The 18335-nt window shown below is 71.2% G+C and carries 20 protein-coding genes and 1 pseudogene; 12 read left to right on the forward strand and 9 right to left on the reverse strand.

The annotated features are described in order from the left end of the window. A partial coding sequence (locus AB0C76_RS01920; protein ID WP_359958125.1) for an acetyl-coenzyme A synthetase N-terminal domain-containing protein occupies positions 1-341 on the reverse strand: 341 nt, incomplete at its 3' end. A gap of 651 nt (positions 342-992) precedes the next feature. Between AB0C76_RS01920 and AB0C76_RS01925 the strand changes: the two genes are divergently transcribed. From AB0C76_RS01925 to AB0C76_RS01935, 3 genes are all read left to right on the forward strand, one after another. Continuing rightward, positions 993-1205: a hypothetical protein gene (locus AB0C76_RS01925; protein ID WP_359958128.1), complete on the forward strand. Its 213-nt coding sequence runs from the start codon at positions 993-995 to the stop codon at positions 1203-1205. A gap of 394 nt (positions 1206-1599) precedes the next feature. Further along, positions 1600-2148, forward strand: a complete 549-nt coding sequence (locus AB0C76_RS01930) for a YceI family protein (RefSeq protein WP_359958131.1) — start codon at positions 1600-1602, stop codon at positions 2146-2148. A gap of 133 nt (positions 2149-2281) precedes the next feature. Continuing rightward, on the forward strand, positions 2282-2749 hold the full coding sequence (locus tag AB0C76_RS01935) for a cupin domain-containing protein (protein WP_359958134.1): 468 nt from the start codon (positions 2282-2284) through the stop codon (positions 2747-2749). Positions 2750-3382: 633 nt separating this feature from the next. On the opposite strand, the pseudogene AB0C76_RS01940 reads toward AB0C76_RS01935, so the two are convergent. After that, a pseudogene (locus AB0C76_RS01940) lies at positions 3383-3898 on the reverse strand (CoA transferase); the annotation flags it as partial. 15 nt (positions 3899-3913) lie between these two features. Further along, positions 3914-4501, reverse strand: a complete 588-nt coding sequence (locus AB0C76_RS01945) for a TetR family transcriptional regulator (RefSeq protein ID WP_359958137.1) — start codon at positions 4499-4501, stop codon at positions 3914-3916. A gap of 538 nt (positions 4502-5039) precedes the next feature. Here AB0C76_RS01945 and AB0C76_RS01950 point away from each other — a divergent pair. Beyond that, entirely contained in the window at positions 5040-5378 is a 339-nt protein-coding gene (locus AB0C76_RS01950; RefSeq protein WP_359958139.1) for a hypothetical protein, read from the forward strand. Between the two features lie 1021 nt (positions 5379-6399). Here the strand turns inward: AB0C76_RS01950 and AB0C76_RS01955 are convergent. From AB0C76_RS01955 to AB0C76_RS01980, 6 genes are read right to left on the reverse strand one after another with little or no spacing between them, the layout of a single operon-like run. Beyond that, positions 6400-7878, reverse strand: a complete 1479-nt coding sequence (locus tag AB0C76_RS01955) for an aldehyde dehydrogenase (RefSeq protein WP_359958142.1) — start codon at positions 7876-7878, stop codon at positions 6400-6402. Continuing rightward, positions 7878-8108 (reverse strand): tautomerase family protein, encoded by a 231-nt coding sequence (locus AB0C76_RS01960; protein WP_359958145.1) that lies wholly within the window; start codon positions 8106-8108, stop codon positions 7878-7880. The genes AB0C76_RS01955 and AB0C76_RS01960 overlap by 1 nt, the downstream gene beginning before the upstream one ends. A gap of 1 nt (position 8109) precedes the next feature. Further along, positions 8110-8889: a 4-oxalocrotonate decarboxylase gene (locus AB0C76_RS01965; protein ID WP_359958148.1), complete on the reverse strand. Its 780-nt coding sequence runs from the start codon at positions 8887-8889 to the stop codon at positions 8110-8112. Then, positions 8886-9941, reverse strand: a complete 1056-nt coding sequence (gene dmpG / locus AB0C76_RS01970) for a 4-hydroxy-2-oxovalerate aldolase (protein WP_359958151.1) — start codon at positions 9939-9941, stop codon at positions 8886-8888. The genes AB0C76_RS01965 and dmpG overlap by 4 nt, the downstream gene beginning before the upstream one ends. Beyond that, positions 9938-10843, reverse strand: a complete 906-nt coding sequence (locus AB0C76_RS01975) for an acetaldehyde dehydrogenase (acetylating) (protein WP_359958154.1) — start codon at positions 10841-10843, stop codon at positions 9938-9940. The genes dmpG and AB0C76_RS01975 overlap by 4 nt, the downstream gene beginning before the upstream one ends. Beyond that, positions 10840-11634 carry a 2-keto-4-pentenoate hydratase gene (locus tag AB0C76_RS01980; protein ID WP_359958157.1) on the reverse strand — a complete coding sequence of 265 codons (795 nt, stop codon included), beginning with the start codon at positions 11632-11634 and terminating at the stop codon, positions 10840-10842. Before AB0C76_RS01980 ends, AB0C76_RS01975 begins: the two co-directional genes overlap by 4 nt. A gap of 301 nt (positions 11635-11935) precedes the next feature. On the opposite strand from AB0C76_RS01980, the gene AB0C76_RS01985 reads away from it, so the two are divergent. From AB0C76_RS01985 to AB0C76_RS02020, 8 genes are all read left to right on the forward strand, one after another. Further along, a complete protein-coding gene (locus AB0C76_RS01985) occupies positions 11936-12871 on the forward strand; it encodes a fumarylacetoacetate hydrolase family protein (RefSeq protein WP_359958159.1) in 936 nt (311 codons plus the stop codon). Continuing rightward, complete coding sequence (locus AB0C76_RS01990; RefSeq protein ID WP_359958162.1) at positions 12868-14064, forward strand: NADH:flavin oxidoreductase; 1197 nt, start codon at positions 12868-12870, stop codon at positions 14062-14064. The genes AB0C76_RS01985 and AB0C76_RS01990 overlap by 4 nt, the downstream gene beginning before the upstream one ends. After that, positions 14061-14960 (forward strand): VOC family protein, encoded by a 900-nt coding sequence (locus AB0C76_RS01995; protein WP_359958165.1) that lies wholly within the window; start codon positions 14061-14063, stop codon positions 14958-14960. Before AB0C76_RS01990 ends, AB0C76_RS01995 begins: the two co-directional genes overlap by 4 nt. Before the next feature lie 101 nt (positions 14961-15061). Then, entirely contained in the window at positions 15062-15523 is a 462-nt protein-coding gene (locus AB0C76_RS02000; protein WP_359958168.1) for an SRPBCC family protein, read from the forward strand. Positions 15524-15564: 41 nt separating this feature from the next. Continuing rightward, positions 15565-15999, forward strand: a complete 435-nt coding sequence (locus tag AB0C76_RS02005) for a nuclear transport factor 2 family protein (protein WP_359958171.1) — start codon at positions 15565-15567, stop codon at positions 15997-15999. Then, the gene (locus tag AB0C76_RS02010; RefSeq protein WP_359958174.1) at positions 15996-16691 is read left to right on the forward strand and encodes a class II aldolase/adducin family protein; all 696 of its coding nucleotides are present in this window, start codon (positions 15996-15998) and stop codon (positions 16689-16691) included. Before AB0C76_RS02005 ends, AB0C76_RS02010 begins: the two co-directional genes overlap by 4 nt. Before the next feature lie 46 nt (positions 16692-16737). Beyond that, a complete protein-coding gene (locus tag AB0C76_RS02015) occupies positions 16738-17643 on the forward strand; it encodes a VOC family protein (RefSeq protein ID WP_359958177.1) in 906 nt (301 codons plus the stop codon). A 127-nt stretch (positions 17644-17770) separates the two neighbouring features. Beyond that, positions 17771-18268 (forward strand): SRPBCC family protein, encoded by a 498-nt coding sequence (locus AB0C76_RS02020; protein WP_359958180.1) that lies wholly within the window; start codon positions 17771-17773, stop codon positions 18266-18268. Positions 18269-18335: the final 67 nt, after the last annotated feature.

Here is an 18335-nt window from a genome sequence, read left to right on the forward strand (position 1 = left end):
TGGGCGTAGGTGATGGAGCGGCTGTCGCCGGGTTCGCCTTCGAAGTGGATGGCGACGCGGTCGCCGAGGCCGTTGGCGACGTGGCGGTCGACGCAGTTGTGGGCGACGTTGAGGGTGCCGTCGGCGAACCAGGTGGCGAACGGGGGGTTCGACCAGTCGAGCGTCTGGGTGGGTTCGGTGGCCCAGTCCAGGCGGCGGGCCTGTTCGGCCCAGAAGCCCAGGCGGTCCTCGGAGGCCTGCGCGTACGCGGCCGCGGTGACGTTGGCCGCTGCGGCGAGCTCTGCCGGGGGAGCGAAACGACGCTCCTCCTTGAGCAGGTTGGCCAGGCTCTCATTACTCACTTTGTGCTCCTCGTGCGTCTTCGTGCGTGTCTCGTCGGAAGGTCGTTCGGGCCGCCAAGGCCCCACCAGCGGCGTCGTCCATCACGGCCCGCGGCAGGTGATGCGGCGCCCCGGACCGGGTAGACCCGTGGTCACGCCGGGCCGAAAACCCTTCTGCCCTCCTTCGGTCCCGCTCGCGTGCCGCCCGACCCGGTCAGCGCAGGTTCCGGGCCGCCAGTCGGTGTGCGCCGTCCGAGCCGCCACGACCAGCGGACCGTGTACGGTCGGGCGCTCCGCTGCGACGGGACCGCAAGCCGGGGCCGGGCGCTGCCGCACAGCCCCCCGAGGGTGCTCCGGCCGGTGCCGAGGCGCTCCCGGCGCCAGAACCGGTCGCCGCCCGGGGCGCCCTCGAGCCGAGCTGAGCCCGACTGTCGGCCGCAGGCTCCTCAGGTCGTATCCATCAACGGGTCCGAGTACGCCGCGCAGCAGGTCCGTCAGCGCCACGGGGTCGGCGTGCCAGACGGTGACGCCGTACTTCCCGGCAAGCCGCCACAGCGGCACCGGCGTGTCACCGCGGGGCTCGGCCTCCCAGATCAGCTGGGTCGCGCCGGCGGCCGGCAGCTCGCGCACGTCGGCGGGGTTGTCCACCACCAAGTCCGGGATCACCGGCGGTTGGAGCGCGACCCGGTCACTCCGGTCGATGCCAAGCGCGCGCAGGGCGTCGGCGGCCCGGGCGACCTCGTCCCGCGGTTGCGCGCGCCCGGGGCGGCGGCTGTCGCCGACGTCGCCGTCGAAGTCCAGGGCGACTTCGACGGCTGGCAGCGCCTGGCCGGGCCGTTCGGCGCCAGGCGGGGCGATCGGTCGGTGATGTGGCACGCGGCATGATCCTCGGTGCGTGGGTGCGGTGACGGTAGGCCGGGCTGGGTGCGTGCCGGTGAGGGCACAGACCTCGGGCGCGCCTCTCAGGACGCGGTGGACCGTGGGGCATTCGGGAACGGACCTTGCCGCCCACGGCAGTTTCATCATACGCTGAAACTAGTTTCCACATGTGATGAAACTAAGAGTCGATCACGAGCACGCTCAAGCAGGAGTGGATCACGGCGTCCGACGGCGTCCGGATCCGCGCCGACGCGCACCTGCCCGGGGAAAGAACCCCTTCACGGTGCCGTACGTGGTCGCGCGGCACCGGAAGGACCTTGCCGTCCCCGCCCGCGGTGCCGGCGGCCGAGCAGCTCCGTCCGGAAGCTCACCCCCCGTCCCACAGTGAAAGGCGGTCGCCATGACGAGCCACCCCACCAACCCCTCCCGGCCCTCCGGCGGACCGTCCGGCCTCAGCGCCGGCTCCTGGGTCCTGGACGCGACCAGGTCATCAGTGGAGATCAAGCACAAGTCGGTGTGGGGGCTGGCCACGGTCAGGGCCGCCTTCACCGGACTCAGCGGAGAAGGCGAGATCGGCCTCGACGGTTCCGTGCACGGCACGCTGACCATCGAGGCCGCGTCGATCCACAGCAAGCAGGCCAAGCTCGACGATCACCTGCGCTCTGCGGACTTCTTCGACGTCGAGAGGTATCCGACGTTCACCTTCGCCGCCACCGGCGTCGTCACCGACTACACCGGAACCGCCGAGGTCACCGGCCACCTCACCGTGCTCGGCAGGACCCGCCCGCTCACCTTCAGCGCCCGCACCACGTCCACCGGCCCTGACGACGTGACCCTCAGCTCCCAGGTCGTCATCGACCGCAACGACTTCGGCATGGGCTGGAACAGGGCCGGAATGATCAAGGGCCTCACCACCGTCACCCTCATCACCCGCTTCACCCGCCGCTAGCAAGGCCTTCCTCCTCCGCGGCACAGCCGGCGTCACCGATGGCGCCCGCCCCCCAGCACTGCCACCGCGTCCGGGACGCGTCGGCGCCTCGCCCCTCGGCCTCTGGGCCACCACATCCATTCCGGAGACCGGCATGACCATGCCCTACCTCGCCAATCCCGATCAGCAGCAGACCCTCGAGTGGCTCGGCGGCGGGCTGCTCACCATCCTGCTCGACAGCCAGGCCACCGAAGGAAAGCTCACCGTCGGACTGTTCGACGTCCCCAAGGACGAGGCCCCGCCATTCCACCTCCACACCCGCGAGGACGAGGTCTTCGTCCTCCTCAAGGGCAATGCGCTGGTGTGGGCCGGCGACGAATGCCACGAACTGTCCGAAGGCGGCGCCATATACCTGCCCCGGAACATCCCCCACAGCTACCGCATCACGTCCCACCGCGCGGACCTCCTCCTCATCACCACCCCCGGAGGCATCGAGGAGATGTTCCGGCACGCCGGACGCGACATCACCACCCCCCGCCCGGAGGGGTTCGAGCTCAACAAGGACCGCCTCCGCGAAGCCGCCTCCCTGCACGGCAACGTCATCCTCGGGCCGCCTCGCTGACCGCCTACCCACCGCCCGCCATCGGCGCTCCCCGGCCTCCGCCCCTCGCCTGTCCTGTTGTCACCCATCGTTCGGATGATGCTGGATGGTGCGCCACGGAGGCCGGGGGCAGGTGCGCCGGCACGGAAGGACCAAACGAGCGGCCTGACAGGAGCACGTGTCCACCGGACACGGCGGCCTCCGAGGTCGAGGTCGCCGTGGCGGACAGGTGCAGGCACGCGGCGTACCGGAGCCGCGGAGCACCCGGCACCCGCCGACACAACCCGGCGCAGATCGCATGCAGGCCCTGACCGACCTCCCCTCCCCCGGACGAATCGGTACTGCGGCTCGGCAACGGGTGGATTCTCGACGCCCGAGCCCACCTGATCGAGGGCCCCACTCCTCAGGTGCACGACCGCTCCCGACCCCGTCGGCTCTGAGGGCCTGATCATCCTCACACACCACCGGATACAGCCACCCAGACCCATCAGGGACTTCGCAAGTGCACCCTGACGAGCCGGAGTCAGTAGCTCGGACGCAGCGCTCGGTAGCGCTCCGGGCGGCCGCACTCGAAGGCAGGCTCACCGACGACCTCCTTCCAGCCGTCGCCGCGCTGCCCGAGCAGCAAGCCGTCGGGCACGTTGTGCCGTGGTATCAGCTCCGCCATCGCCCGTAGAGGTCGTCGGCGTGGTGGGCGTGGTCGGGACCGGTGACGAAGGACGGGTCCTCGGCCGGTTCGAGGTGGCCGGCGAAAGCGGTGAAGTCCCGCCGGTTTCGGTCGCGCTGCGACAGGATGCACATCCCGCCGTCGGCGGATCGTTGGGCCCGGCGCTCGGGGCCGGGTGAGCGAGTCGAGCGCCCCTCCGGCTCCAGGCCGGCGGCGCCCGGTTTGAAGGCGAGCACCGTGTCGACCATCGGGACCTCGACGTGCTGACCCATGCGGCCGCGCTCCCGGCAGTGCGGTGCGGCCAGGACCGACTGGGCGATCTGCATGCCGCAGATCTTGTCCGCCGGCACGGTGGGCACGTAGTGCGGCTGTCCGGAGATCTGACGGTCGAGCCGGACCCGGCCGCCGGCCACCTGGATGACGTCGTCGTAGGCCGCGTGGGTGCCGTGGTCGCTGTCGCTACGGAAGCCCTGGGCGCTGACGTCGATCAGTGCGGGGTTGACAGCGGAGACCGCCGGTCACGGCAGGGGGTCGACGAGGTAGCGCTGGATGGTGGGGGCGAGGAGGTCGGTGACGGCGTCGGCGGAGAGCGACGCGATGTCGCCGACCTGCCAGATGTAGCGGTTCATCACCATGCCGACGATCTGGGTGGCGATGAGACTGGCGCGCAGGGTGCGTTCGGCGTCGGGCAGACTGTGGGAGACGACGGCCAGGACGAGCTCGGAGAACAACTGCCGCAGGCGCTGCAAGGCGGCGGGCTCCTGGGCGGCGGTCAGGATGATGGCGCGCAGGACCTCGGCGGAGGCGGGGTCCTCCCACAGGCGGAGGTTGGCCTGCACGAACGCGCGCCCCCGCTCGTGGAGCGGCCGCTCGGCGGCCGCGGCCACCGCCGCCCCGAACTCCACGGGGGGCTGCATGACCGCTTCCAGCAGTCCGGGCTTGGTGCGGAAGTAGTAGTGCACCAGGCCGGGGTCGACGCCGGCCTCCACTGCAACCGCGCGGAGCGAGGTTGCGGCGTATCCGCGCGTCGCAAAGGATCTGCGGGCGGCGGCGAGGATCTTGTCCGCCTGCTCACCGCGTTCCCCCCGGGGGCCCCGCCCAGTCACCCGCATCACCTTTCCGCATCAGGTCGAAGGGGGCGGCACCTGCCGCCCACCACAATTTCAGCATACGCTGAAACGAGTCTAACGACTCCCGGGCCCAGACCGTTCGAGATATGCGCCCCGACTCACGAGTGCGGGTAGTTCGCCGGTGCGTCCCGCACCCCGGCCCGCCATCATCAACGCGCCGGGATTGACGATCGCTCCGGCCGCTTCGCGGTTGTCCTGAACGGCATGGATCAGCCCACCCTCCGGCTCGCGCCGGACGGAGAGGACCTTCACCTACCAGGCGGCCATCGGCTCGCCGGCCTCCCCCGGGAGCAGCCCCGCGAGCGGCCGGCCCCCGCCTCCAGCACGGTCATCCGGCAGCAGACTGCCCATGCCGCGGTGACGAACTCCACCCCGGTCCCACCGCCACCACCGTGCCCCCTCCCGCGCCCGACACCCCACGCAACCGCCAGACGTCCTCCAGCGCCTGCGGCGCGCACCCAGACCCCTCACCGCTAGGCGGGCAGCCCCGCACAGCTGGACCTACACCGGCGACATGGCTCGCACCCTGGTCGCCGTCGCCGACGACGAGTCGACCTGGGGCCGCCCCTGGCACGCCCCGACCCCGCCGCCCAGGTCCATCCGCGAACCGGCCGGCCTCGCCGCCACCCTGGCCGCCGCCCCCACCGCCCGGACGAGCCGGATGCCCGCCTCCGTGCTCCGCCTGGCCGGCCTGTTCAACGCCGACGCCCGGGAGATCCCCGAGGTCCGCTACCAGTTTGACCACCCGTTCGTCCTGGACTCCCGCCAGGCCCAGGAAGCCTTCGGCCTCACGCCCACACCGACCGAGGACGCCCTTCGCGAGACTGTCACGGCTGCGCCAAGTGCTGCCTGACGCAGCCCGGCGGACGTCGGTGCGGCCACTGGCGGGTCAGCACGGCGACATCGCGCCGCACCACCGTGACGGGGTGGAGGAACACGCTGTGCTCCGCCTTCGGAGGGCCTCGATGACGGCCGGGTAGCCAGTCGTGACCTTCGCCGCGCCTGCGGCTCCGTAGTCGGGAGCCGCAGGGCGCGGGCGGGTGTTCCACCCCTACGGAAGTCGGACAGCCAACGCGCTCGCGTTCAGGGCGCGATCAGGCTGCTTGCTTCGAGCCGGGGGATGCGGAACAGGACGCCGGTCGACGGGGCCATGGGTGGGATCGGTGGCCGCCTCGACCGTCGTGACGCCGCTGGATCAGCGGGTGACCCAGGGCGCGTACAGGCCGCCCTGCTTGGTGGAGGCGGTGCCGTCGATGTGGATGACGTCGCCCATCGGCGATTCCCTTCCTGATCGATGTACAGGCCGACGACCAGCCGGCCGGAAGAACCACACCGCGCACACATGACGGAGCCCCGAAGGCGACACACCGACACCGGAAAACCCCGGGCCGGGCGCCGCACCGGGCGGTTGCCCCGCCCCACCGGGCCAAGCGGGGAAGCCGACGGTGGCGGCCTGGGCGCGGCCGCTGCCGTCACCGCCGGCGTGTCCCTGGTCGGGTCGCCCACTCGGTCTTGCAGCCGCGACACCGACCGCCACCGCCGGCAACTCCTAATTTCCCCGCGCATGGAAACTAGTTTCAGCATATGGTGAAATTACGCTGGACGGCAAGTGACAGCACTGGCATGGATGGTGATGCGGCGTGAGCGGGCCGGGCCCCGAGGAACGCGGCGAGCAGGCAGATGAGGTCACCGCGGCAGAGCGCAGATCCGTCGCCACCCGCAGGGCGGACTCTTCGGGACCACGGCATCGGTGAGCACCGACTCCCCCTGATCGCCGCGCCCTTGGAACACTTATGGGCGCTGTGCCTTCAAGGTCGGTGAACCCCGCCGCCTGCCGGGGCCCGGCCCGCCGACCTCGCCATAGCGGTGGCCGGTCACGCGGCCGACCGTCGCCGGCCACCCCGAGGCCGGTCGGGACCGGCCGGGTCGATCTGCATCACCACTGCCTTGGGCTCGGTGAAGAACTCCCGGCTGAACGTGCCTCCCTCGCGCCCGATTCCGGAGTCGCCGACGCCGCCGAAGGGGGCCCGCAGGTCCCGTACGAAGAAGCAGTTCACCCAGACCGTACCCGCCCGGAGCGCTGCCGCGACGCGGTGGGCGCGGTGCAGGTTCTCGGTGAACAGCATCGCGTTGAGCCCGTACGGTGTGTCGTTGGCGAGTTCGATCACCTCGGCCTCGGTGGCGAACGGGATCACGACGACCACCGGCCCGAAGATCTCCTCCCGGACGTGCCGGGCGGTAGGGGCCATGCCGGTGACGACGGTGGGGCGCATGGTCCAGCCCTCGCCCCGACCACCGGTGCGGAGCGTGCCGCCCTGTTGGGCGATGGTGTCCACGTAGCCGGCGACCTTGGCGTGGTGCTCGGCGGAGGCCAGTGGTCCGATCTGGGTGGCCGGGTTCTTGGGGTCGCCGATGACCATGGCGTCCGCCGCCGCGACGAACCGCGTGAGGAACTCGTCGTAGACCTCCCGCTGGACGTACAACCGGGAGCCGGCCAGGCACACCTGGCCCGAGTTGGTGTACACGGCGCGGATCGACCACTCGACGGCGCCGTCCAGATCCGCGTCGGCGAAGACGATGTTCGCCCCCTTGCCGCCGAGTTCGAGGCTGACCGGGGTGAGGTTACGGGCGCCGGCGGCGGCGATGACGCGGCCGGTGCCGGACTCGCCGGTGAAGGTGATCCGGTCCACGGCCGGGTGCTCGGTGAGGGCCTGGCCGACCGAGTCGGGGCCGTACCCGTGGACGACGTTGAACACGCCCTGGGGCATGCCCGCTTCCAGGGCCAGCCGCGCCATGAGCGTGGCCGAGACGGGGGTGTCCTCGGCCGGCTTGAGCACCACCGTGTTGCCCCAGGCGAGCGCCGGTGCGACCTTCCAGGACTCCAGCATCATCGGGAAGTTCCACGGCGCGATCGCCGCGACGACCCCGGCCGGGTCGAAACGCGTGTAGGCGTGGTGGCCGGTGTCCATCGGGTAGCTCTCGGAGGTGGAGAGCCTCGCGTGGTCGGCGAAGAAACGGAAGTTCGCCGCCGTGCGCGGAACGTCGTTGCCCTGTGACTGGGTGATCGGCTTGCCCATGTCCCGGGTGTCCGCCTGGGCCAGTTCCTCCGCGTTCTGCTCGATCAGGTCCGCCAGACGGTGGAGGATCCGGCCGCGCTCCGCCGCGCCCATGCGTGGCCAGGGGCCGTCGTCGAAGGCACGGCGAGCCGCTCTCACCGCGCGGTCGGCGTCGGCGCTGGCGCCGAGGGCGGCCTCCGCCCAGGGCCGGCGGGTGTAGGGGTCGGTGGACGAGAAGGCGGCGCCCGAGAGCGAGGCCACTTCCTCGCCGTCGATCACATGACCGTAGAACTCCATCAGTGCGCCGCTCCCCCGGTCGTGGTCGCCGCTTCCGTCGCCGCTTCCCGCTCGGCGATGGTGACGTCACCGGCCGCCCAGTGGGTCTTCGGCAGTTCCCGGACGGCCACGCGGACGCTGTGCTGCGGTACGTCCAGTGCCTCGACCACCGCCCTGGTGACCTCGTGGATCAGCGACCGGATCTCCTCCGGGGTCCGTCCGTGGACCATCGTCACTTCGATCAGCGGCATGTCAGCCTCCCGTCAGGTGGAGCGAACCGAGGTGGGTGAAGTGCACCGCGACGGTGGTGCCGGGCGGTACGGGTACGGCGTCGGTCATGCCGCCGGTGAGCACGAGCCAGCCGGGCTCGATCGCCAGGCCCCGGCGGCCGAGCTCGTTGGCGGCCAGGGCCAGGGCCTCGGCCGGGTGGCCCTGGACGGCGGCACCGGTGGCGCTGTCGGCGACCTGGCCGTCGACCTCGACCAGGCAGGCTTCCATCGCCAGGTCCAGCGCCTCGGGCGCCACACCGACCGGGCCGGTGAGGAATCGGCCGGAGGAGGCGTTGTCGGCGACCACGTCGGGCAGGGTGAAGCGGAAGTCGCGGTAGCGGCTGTCGATCACTTCGATGCCGCCGTGCACCGAGCCGACCGCGGCCAGGGCGGTGGCGGCGGTGACACCGGGACCGGCCAGCGGGTCCTTCATCACGAACACGATCTCCGGTTCGGCGCGCGGGTGGATCAGCCGGCCCTGCGGGACGGGAGCTCCGGTCGGCAGCAACATGCCGTCGGTCAGCCAGGCCGTCAGGGGCGCAGCGATGCCCATCCGCTCCTGTTTGGCACGCGAGGTCAGGCCGAGCTTGATGCCCACGATGTGCTCGCCCCGGTCGAGTCGGCGGCGCAGCGTCTCGTCCTGGACCGCGTAGGCGGTGTCCAGGTCGAGTCCGGGCCACTCGTCGGTGATCGGACCGCGGTCGGTACGGTTGTCCTCGGCCGCCAGCAGGACGGTGGCGGCGCGAGCGATGTCCCAGCTCATCGGCTGGCCCCCGCCTTCTCGCGCTCTTCGGCCAGCCTCAGCGCGATGTCGATGATCATGTCCTCCTGGCCGCCGACGTATCCGGCCTCGCCGACCCGCTGGAGGATCTCGTGGGCGGGTACCCCGTAGCGTTCGGCGGCCTGTTCGGCGTGCAGCAGGAAGCTGGAGTAGACGCCCGCGTAGCCCTGCACGATCGAGGAACGGTCCATCCACGGCAGCCGGGGGATGAACGGCTTGACCACGTCCTGCGCGGCGGCCATGGCGAGGCCGACGTCCAGGCCGGTGGGGATGCCCAGGCGTTCGAAGGTGGCCGCGAGCACCTCGGTCGGCGCGTTTCCGGCGCCGGCGCCGAGCGCGCACAGGGCGCCGTCGATCTGCCGGGCACCGCCCTGGTAGGCGAGCACCGAGTTGGCGACGCCGAGGGAGAGGTTCTGGTGGCCGTGGAAGCCGACCTGCGCCTCGTGTCCGATCTCCTGCACCAGGGCTTCGACCCGGGCCTGCGCGTCGCTCAGCACCAGGGCCCCGGCCGAGTCGACGACGTAGACGCACTGGGCACCGGCATCCACCATGATCCGCGCCTGGGCGGCGAGTTCTGCCGGGCCGACGCGGTGCGAGAGCATCAGGAAGCCGACCGTCTCCATGCCCAACTCGCGGGCGGCGGCGAAGTGCTGGGCGGACGTGTCGGCCTCGGTGCAGTGGGTGGCGATCCGGGCCACATCCGCGCCGACGGCGTGGGCGCGCTTCAGGTCGGTGACCGTGCCGACGCCGGGCAGCAGCAACACGGCGATCTTCGCCCGGGTCGCCTCGTCGACGGCAGCCTCGATCAGCCGGATCTCGTCCACGGCGGAGAAGCCGTAGTTGAAGCTGGCGCCGCCGAGGCCGTCACCGTGGGCCACCTCGATGACCTCGACGCCCGCCTGGTCGAGGGCGTGCACGACACCGCGCACCTGATTCTCGGTGAACCGGTGCCGCATGGCGTGCGAGCCGTCCCTGAGGGTGGAGTCGGTGATCCGCAGCGCTCGCGGCTGCTGGGAGTTGGTGAGGGTGGTCATGAAGTCACCGCCGTGATCCGGGCTTCCGCCAGCCGCTCGCCGACGCGAGCGGCCGCGGCCGTCATGATGTCCAGGTTTCCTGCCCAGGGCGGCAGGTAGTCGCCCCGGCCGCGCACCTCGAGGAAGACGGCCACCCGGGCTCGTCCCTTCCATTCGGGGCGCGGATCGTCGAACTGGGGGTCCGCCCGCAGCGTGTAGCCCGGGACGTACGCGGCCACTTCGCCGACCATGCGCGCGACGGACTCGTTGATGGCGTCCCGGTCGGCGTCCTCCGGGATGGCGCAGAACACCGTGTCGCGCATGATCATCGGCGGGTCGACCGGGTTGAGGATGATGATCGCCTTGCCCTTGCCCGCGCCGCCGACCCGCTCGATGGCGTGCGAGGTGGTCTCGGTGAACTCGTCGATGTTCGCGCGGGTTCCGGGTCCGGCCGACCGGGAGGCGATCGACGCGACGATCTCCGCGTACTCGACCGGGACCACGCGGGAGACCGCGTGCACGATCGGGAGGGTGGCCTGCCCGCCGCAGGTGATCATGTTGATGTTGGGGGCGTCCAGGTGTTCTTCCAGGTTCACCGGCGGGCAGACGAGCGGGCCGACGGCCGCCGGGGTCAGGTCGATCGCCTGGATGCCCGCTGCGGCGTAGCGCGCCGCGTTCGCGATGTGCGCCTTCGCGGAGGTCGCCTCGAACACCAGCTGCGGTGGTTCGCCGCGCGACAGCAGCCAGTCCACTCCCTCCGCGGACGTCTCCAGACCCAGGTCGCGGGCCCGGGCCAGCCCGTCCGATGCCGGGTCGACGCCGACCATGTAGCGGACCTCGACGGTCGGGCTGTGCATCAGCTTGGCGAGCAGGTCGGTGCCGATGTTGCCCGGGCCGACGATGGCCGCGGTGACCTTGCTCATGAACTCTCCTCGGTGAAGCGTGCCGTGACGCTGCCGATCCCGGCGAAGGCGGCGGTGACGGTGTCACCCGCGCCGACGGCGACGGAGGCGGTGACGGAACCCGGCAGCACGACGTGTCCCGCCTCCAGGACCACGCCGCGCGCGCCGACGGTGTTGGCCAGCCAGACCAGCGAGGTCAGCGGCGAGCCGAGCACCGCGCCGCTCGCGCCGGTGCCGACCAGGTCGCCGTTGCGGTGCAGCGTGCAGCCGGCGAGGCGGAGATCGACGTCCGTCAGCCGGGCCGGGGTGCTGCCGAGGACGACGCCGCCGGCGGAGGCGTTGTCCGCGACGGTGTCGACGATCCCGATGCGCCAGTCGCGGATGCGTGAGTCGATCAGTTCCAGCGCCGGCAGGACGAAGTCCACGGCCGCGGCGGCCTCCGCGACCGTGACTCCCGGTCCGGCCAGCGGACGTCTGAGCACGAAGGCGATCTCCGGCTCGACCCGCGGCTGAAGGAACCGTGAGGCCGGCACGGGGGCGTTCTCCAGCCAGAACATGTCGTCCAGCAGATGGCCGTAGTCCGGCTGGTCCACCCCCAACTGCCGCTGCATGGCGGGGGACGACAGGCCGACCTTGTGGCCCTTGATCCGCGCTCCGCCGGCGACGCGGCGGCGGACTTGCAGCAGCTGGATCTCGTAGGCGTCCGTGAGCGTCAGCCCGCGGTACGTGCCCACGAGCGGTTCGACCGGAACCCGGCTGTGGTGAGCGGCGAGAAGAGTGTCCGCCACCTCGCTCAGGGGCGGTGCGGTCATGACGGCACCCCCTCGGCCTGCCCCGCCGGAAGTGCGGCGACATCCGTCATGACGATCTCCGATCGGGTCTGTGCGGGTCTGTCGAGTGCGCCGCCTGCCACGTCCGGGCAAACCGCGCTCTCAAACTGTGTACACTTTCGCCCGGCGAAGTCAATACTTGGTCGACCTATTGACCAGAGCCGAAACTGTATGCACTGTGTTCCAGCAAGCCGCCAGCACCAAGCTGGCCTCCCTACTTCAGCGTGCTGGCGCCACTGCTCCCGAATCATGGCGCGGCAAACAATCGATGCCTGGAGTTCGTATGTCCGTATGGAACCTGGTGACCTGCCGGGCCGAGGGGCCCAGCGCCGCGTCGTTCGTCGCCGCCGACGCAGAGGGACGGGTTCGATTCCACCCGGTACTGGCGCGGTATCCCGACGTGGGGGCGGCGCTGCAGGACTGGGCGGAGCTCGAGCCGGTCCTGCGCGCCTGGCGGCCCGCCGAGGGCGAACCTCTCGAATCCGTGGAGCTGTTGGCGCCTCTGCCGCGTCCGGGCAAGCTGGTCTTCGCCGGCGCCAACTACCACGACCACCTGCGGGAAATGGGTGTCGGGACGCTACCCGACGGCATGGAACCGTACTTCTTCCTGCTCCCGCCGACGGCGATCGTCGGGCCCGGAGAGGCGGTCTCCATCCCCGGTGACCCTGCGGCCCGCGTGGACTGGGAGGCCGAACTCGGCGTGGTGATCGGACGACGGGCCCACCGGCTGCCTGTGGAACGGGCGCTGGAGGCCGTCGCGGGCTACACCATCGTCAACGACGTCTCGGCGCGCGGCCTGCACGCCCGGCCGAACCCGTTGGCGCCCCCGTTCGCCTACGACTGGCTCGCGTCCAAGGGGCGCGACACCTTCACACCGATCGGCCCCGGGGTGACGCCGTCCTGGTTCGTGGCCGATCCGCAGGCGCTGCCCATCCGGCTGTGGCGCAACGGCGTACTGGAACAGGACGGGAACACCAAGGACATGATCTTCACCGTGGCGCAGCTCGTCTCGGCCGCAAGTGCGCTGATGACGCTGGAGCCGGGCGACGTCATCGCCACCGGTACGCCGGCCGGTGTCGGGGCGGCCAAGGGCCTGGCTCTCCAGGACGGCGACCGGCTGCGCATCCAGATCGAACCGCTCGGCGAGCTCGGCAACGACGTGCGGCAGGCCGAACCGCTTCTCGCCTCCGCGCCCTCGAACACCGTGGAGCAGGGATGACCTCCGCCACGGGCCCGAGCCGCGCAGCCGACGCCGCGGACTTCGCACCGCTCTTCGCGCCGCTGCGCCTCGGCGGCCGTACGGCCCGCAACCGGATCGTGCACGCGCCGATGTCCGTCGGCTACGCCAACCCGGACGGTACCGTGACCGATCGCGAGATCGAGCACTACGCCCGTCGTGCCCAGGGCGGCGCCGGAGTGGTGATCACCGAGAACTTCGCGATCAGCGTCGCGGGCCGGCAGATGCCGCTGCAGACGCTGGTGAGCGACGAGGATCAGCTGCCCGGGTTGAGGCGGCTGGCCTCCGAGATCCGCAGGCACGGCGCCCTGGCGATCGTGCAGATCGTGCACGCCGGCAGGTACGCGGGGCCCTGGGAGGAGTACGGGTGCCGCCCCCGCCTCGCTCCGTCGGCGGTCTCCTTCGAGCTGACGCCCGGCCGGGTTGTGACCCCGCAGGAGATCGCGCCGGAGGAGATCGAGGAGACCGTCGACGCCTTCGTGCGGGCCGCGAGGCTGTGCGAGCGTGCCGGGTTCGACGGTGTGGACATCCACGCGGCGCAGGGCTTCCTGCTCTCCGGCTTTCTCTCGCCGCGCACCAACCGGCGCACCGACCGGTGGGGCGGCGACTTCGAGGGGCGCACCCGGCTCGTGCTGGAGGTGGTGCGCCGGGTCACCGCGAGCACCGGTGCGGATTTCGCGGTCGGAGTGCACCTGCTCAGCGACGAGCGCGTGGAGGGCGGGTGGAGCCTGGAGGACGCCGTGCGGCTCGCTCCGCTGTTGGAGGACGCAGGGGCCGCCTTCCTCTTCGCGATCCCCGCCACGTTCGAGACCATGCGTCTTCCGCGCAACGCGGACGTACTCGGGGAGCCGGCCTACTCGGTGCACGACTCGGAGGCACTGCAGCGTGCGGTGCGGATCCCCGTGGTGGCCAACGGCGGTCTGGGCGATCCCCGGGAGGCGGCGCGGGTCCTCCGGGCGCAGCAGGCGCAGGCGGTGGGCCTGGCCCGGCCGCTCTTCGTGGATCCCGACTGGCCTCGCAAGGTGGCGGCCGGCGCCGCCGACACCCTGTGCACCTGCCGCTGCGAGACGTCGCTGTGCCTGCGCACCCAGTTGACCGGCTCGCTCTGCGAGCGCTGGCCGGACAGCGCCCGGGCACGCGGCTACCTCGGATACGACGAGAGGACCACGCCGTGATCACCCTGACCGACATCGCCTACGTGCGCTCGGGTGTCGAAGACCTGGAAGGCGCCGTCCGGTTCGCCGGTGACATCGTCGGCCTCGAAGTGGTCGATTCCGACGAGCCCGGGGTGGCGCATCTGCGGGCCGACCCCCGGGGTCACTGCCTCACCTTCGTCCAGGGGCGCTCCGGCGTCATCGCCTCCGGCTTCACCGTCGCCGGGCGCGACGCCCTGGCCGCCGCGGAGAGCGAACTGGAGAAGCAGGGCCTGCGGGTCGAACGCGGCGATCCGGCGGGGGCACGCTCCCGCGGGGTCTCGGAGTACATCGCCTTCGACGACCCCTTCGGCAACCGCATAGAACTGGCCGCGGCGCAGTACCGTTCCGCCGAACCGTTGCGGCACACCCGCGACGCCGGGATCACCGAGTTCGGGCACCTGTGCCTGGACGCGCCGGATGTGCACGAGGCCCACCGGTTCTGGTCCACGACGTTCAATGCGCGCGTGTCGGACTGGGTCGGCGACCGCGCTTGCCTGATGCGCATCGACCCCGTCCACCACAAGCTCGCCGTGTTCCGGGGCGAGGAGGCCGGCCTGTGTCACATCAACTTCCAGGTCGACTCGCTCGATGCGCTCATGCGCAACTGGCACTTCCTGACCGACCGGGGCGTGGAGATCGTCATGGGGCCGGGACGGCACCCCACGTCCGGCTCGGTGTTCCTCTACTTCCGCGGCCCCGAGAACCTCACCTACGAGTACGCGGTCGGCGGGCGACTCATCGAGGCCGACACGGCGTGGATCCCGCGCGTGTTCGACCCCGAGCTGCCCTCGTCCCTCGACACGTGGCGCGGTCGGGTGGCGCCCACGACCCGGCAGCGCCAGCTGCCCCGCACGGCGCACCCCGCCGCGTCGTAGCCGCCCGGCCCCACGGGCGGCCCCCTCTGCCAGGTCGGCACCACGGCCGACCCGTACCCAATCCCCACCAACCCGGCGACACCGCCGGCGAAGGAGAACCGATGATCTTCGTGACCCATGTCCTGCCCGTCAACGAGCCCGGCGAGCCCCGGCTGGACCGTGCCGCGGTGTGGGAGGGACTCGTGCTCAAGGCCAACAACGCCCTGCCGTTCGTCCCCTCGATGAGCCACTGCACCGTCGTCGAGCGCTACGACGACACCTGCTTCGACCGCGACATCCGCTACCGGGAGGTCGACTTCCGTGAGCGGATCACGCTCGAGGAGCCGCACCGCGTGGTGTTCACCCGGCTGTCGGGCCCGGTGCTCGGCACCATCGCCAACGAGATCGAGGGCGACGACCACGACCTGCGGCTCCGCTTCACCTTCGCCCTGGTCCAGTCCGGCGTCCCCGGCGGCTCCGAGGTCGAGGCGACCATCGCCGCGACGATGACCGGTGACTACCTCCAGGCCCTCACCGCGACCCTCGACGCCATGCGTCGCTGCTCCGTGACCGACGTCGCCTGACCACACGCGAACCGCGGAACCCACCGACGAAAGGAACAGAGATGACCGACACGCCCGACTGGATCGGCTGGACCGAGTCCTTCTACACCGACGTCGACGCGCAGTTGATCGACCGCGTCCTCGACCGCTTCGCCCCCGACGGGGAGCTGGTGTTCGGCAACAATCCGCCGGCGGTCGGGCGTGTCGCGATACGTGAAGCAATGGACAGCCTGCACGCGGCACTCTCCGGAATACGACACGAGTGGCGCAACTGCTGGCAGGTGGACGACCGGGCAACCGTGCTGCTCGAAGCCCGCGTCCACTACCTCACACGCGGCGGCACCGAGCTGACGCTCCCCTGTGTCACGGTCATCGCCCGCGCCCCCTCGGGAGCGATCACCTCGCTGCGGATCCACCTCGACGCCTCTCCGCTCTTCGCGGCACTCGCCGCCGAGGCGGCCATTGCACCCGAGGCCGCCGGGGGGCTCGCGATATGAGCCGGCGGACGACGGTCGATCCACACGCCGGCACCCTGCCCGCGGAGGTGGCCGTCGCGGCACGCACCCTCGCGGCACTGGGTCTGGTCTCGGCGTTCGGGCATGTGTCGGCACGTCACGGCGACCACATCCTGATCACGCCCCCGGCCGACCTCGCCGACGCCTGCACCGACACCCTCCTGAGCATCGCGCTGGACACGGAGGCGTTGCCGGCGGGCGCGCCTGGCGAGGCGTGGGCGCACCTGGCCGTCTACCGGGCGCGACCCGACGTAGGGGCCGTCGCCCGCGCCACGCCTGAATCCGCCTTCGCAGTCGGGGGGACGGCGTCCGGCACCATCCCGCCGCTGCACGGGCAGGGCGCACTGCTCGGAGAAGCGGTACCCGTCCACGACGACGCGCGGCTCATGCGTTCGGCCGGTATAGCCGAAGGTGCCGCCCACACGCTGGGCCACGCCGACGCGGTCATCCTGCGCGGCAACGGCGCCCTCACCACGGGCGCCACACCCGGCCACGCCGTCGCCCGCATGTGGCTGCTCGACACCACCTGCCGACTCCACCTCGCGGCCCGGCGGGCAGGGGCGATCCACAGCCTCACCGGCGAGGAGATCACGGCTTGGCGGGCCGCCGGCCCGCCCCTGCTCGACCGGCTCTGGGCACACCTGCGGAGCCTCGGCGGCCAGCCACCGCTGTGACCGACGAGGACTTCCGGCCCCCACACGAACGACGAAGGAAAGCACCATGCTGCACGTCAGCGGACTACTCCACTACGGCCTGCAACTGCCCGATCTGGCCGAAGGAAAGGACTTCTACACCGACTTCGGACTGACCGTCGACGAACGCGACGACCGGTTGGTCGTGCGCTGCGACGGCCGGGACCAGGACCAGACACTGCTCGTCGAGGGACACGACAAGCGTCTGCATCACGTCGCCTTCGCGGCGCCCGACGGTTCCCTGCCCGAACTGCAGCGTCACCTGGAGTCCCTGGGCATCCCCCTGCGGGACGCCCCGGCCGGTGGTCCCGAGGGCGGCCTGTGGTTCCGCGACCCGGACGGCACCGCGGTCAACGTGCGCGAGCAGGAACTCGCCGCGCCCCGCGCGGTCGAACCCGTCAAGCAGAACGTGGCCGGTGACTACCGGCGCGTGGACGAGCCCAGCTGGCTCAAGGCGGACGCGGTGCCGCGCCCCCGGCGGCTGGGACACATGCTGGTCTTCTCCTCGGACGTGAACCGCTCACAGGACTTCTACGAGCGCGCCCTCGGCCTCCGGGTGTCCGACCGGATCACCGGCAAGGTCGTCTTCATGAACCCCGGTCCCGGCGACCACCACGTCTTCGGTTTCATCCAGAGCAGTCATCCGGGCCTGCACCACTCCAGCTGGGAGGTCGCGGGCATCGACGAACTGGCCATGGGCGCCCGGGTCATGGCGGACAAGGGCCACACCGTCGGCTGGGGTCTGGGCAGGCACACCTTGGGCTCCAACCTGTTCCACTACGTCCAGGACCCCTGGGGCAGCTGGATCGAGTACTTCTCCGACATCGACCAGATCACCGACGACTGGCAGGCACAGGACTGGGACGTCCCGCCCGCGGTGTGGTGCCCGCTGATGCCGGAGCAGTTCCTGCAGAACGCCGAGCCGAAGCCGTAGGAGACGCCTCGGCGTCATCGGTCCTGACACCTGGGAGCAGGCGACCCGACCGATGGCGCCGAGGCCACCTTCGACATGTTCCCCGCGGCTGCCGGATGACGGACCGCGAATCACACAAGAGGAAGAAATGAAGCAAGAACTGACTTCGGACCAGGCATCGCGATACATCGAGGCTTCGCCCGAGGTGTTGTACGCCCTCGTCTCCGACGTCACCCGGACCCCGGAGTACTCGCCGGAGGTCGTTCGGTGCACATGGATCGACGGGGCGACGGGCCCGGTGGTGGGCGCGCGGTTCAAGGCGATCAACCACGCCGGGCGCGTTCCCGACTGGCCGAACAAGCCCGTCGTCACCGTGGCCGAACCGGGCCGGAGTTTCGCGTTCGAACGCACCGAGGTCGGCGCCGGCACGATCGAGTGGCGTTACCGGTTCGAACCGCAGGGCACCGGAACGCTGGTCACCGAGTCCTACACAGTGCTCAAGAAGGTCAGAATGTTCGGCTGGTTCATCATCGACACCCTCGCCGGGCTGAAGGATCGCCGAAGCGACCTCCAGCGCGGCATGACCACGAGCCTCGAACGCATAGCTGCCATCGTCGAGAACGAGCAGCACGACCGATCGGTCTGACGCGAACCTCCCGAATGCACGCATCTCCCATGACGGTCCGCCGGTACGTCCGGCGGGCCGTTGCGGC

It is taken from the genome of Kitasatospora sp. NPDC048722, assembly GCF_040650235.1.
In the GTDB taxonomy this organism is placed as follows: domain Bacteria; phylum Actinomycetota; class Actinomycetes; order Streptomycetales; family Streptomycetaceae; genus Kitasatospora.

What these genes read in the sequence shown, in the direction of transcription:
- AB0C76_RS01930 (WP_359958131.1), top strand. Translation starts at nt 1,600, where the DNA reads ATGACGAGCCACCCCACCAACCCCTCCCGGCCCTCCGGCGGACCGTCC.
- AB0C76_RS01935 (WP_359958134.1), top strand. Translation starts at nt 2,282, where the DNA reads ATGACCATGCCCTACCTCGCCAATCCCGATCAGCAGCAGACCCTCGAG.
- AB0C76_RS01950 (WP_359958139.1), top strand. Translation starts at nt 5,040, where the DNA reads ATGGCTCGCACCCTGGTCGCCGTCGCCGACGACGAGTCGACCTGGGGC.
- AB0C76_RS01955 (WP_359958142.1), bottom strand. Translation starts at nt 7,878, where the DNA reads ATGGAGTTCTACGGTCATGTGATCGACGGCGAGGAAGTGGCCTCGCTC.
- AB0C76_RS01960 (WP_359958145.1), bottom strand. Translation starts at nt 8,108, where the DNA reads ATGCCGCTGATCGAAGTGACGATGGTCCACGGACGGACCCCGGAGGAG.
- AB0C76_RS01965 (WP_359958148.1), bottom strand. Translation starts at nt 8,889, where the DNA reads ATGAGCTGGGACATCGCTCGCGCCGCCACCGTCCTGCTGGCGGCCGAG.
- dmpG (WP_359958151.1), bottom strand. Translation starts at nt 9,941, where the DNA reads ATGACCACCCTCACCAACTCCCAGCAGCCGCGAGCGCTGCGGATCACC.
- AB0C76_RS01975 (WP_359958154.1), bottom strand. Translation starts at nt 10,843, where the DNA reads ATGAGCAAGGTCACCGCGGCCATCGTCGGCCCGGGCAACATCGGCACC.
- AB0C76_RS01980 (WP_359958157.1), bottom strand. Translation starts at nt 11,634, where the DNA reads ATGACCGCACCGCCCCTGAGCGAGGTGGCGGACACTCTTCTCGCCGCT.
- AB0C76_RS01985 (WP_359958159.1), top strand. Translation starts at nt 11,936, where the DNA reads ATGTCCGTATGGAACCTGGTGACCTGCCGGGCCGAGGGGCCCAGCGCC.
- AB0C76_RS01990 (WP_359958162.1), top strand. Translation starts at nt 12,868, where the DNA reads ATGACCTCCGCCACGGGCCCGAGCCGCGCAGCCGACGCCGCGGACTTC.
- AB0C76_RS02000 (WP_359958168.1), top strand. Translation starts at nt 15,062, where the DNA reads ATGATCTTCGTGACCCATGTCCTGCCCGTCAACGAGCCCGGCGAGCCC.
- AB0C76_RS02005 (WP_359958171.1), top strand. Translation starts at nt 15,565, where the DNA reads ATGACCGACACGCCCGACTGGATCGGCTGGACCGAGTCCTTCTACACC.
- AB0C76_RS02010 (WP_359958174.1), top strand. Translation starts at nt 15,996, where the DNA reads ATGAGCCGGCGGACGACGGTCGATCCACACGCCGGCACCCTGCCCGCG.
- AB0C76_RS02015 (WP_359958177.1), top strand. Translation starts at nt 16,738, where the DNA reads ATGCTGCACGTCAGCGGACTACTCCACTACGGCCTGCAACTGCCCGAT.
- AB0C76_RS02020 (WP_359958180.1), top strand. Translation starts at nt 17,771, where the DNA reads ATGAAGCAAGAACTGACTTCGGACCAGGCATCGCGATACATCGAGGCT.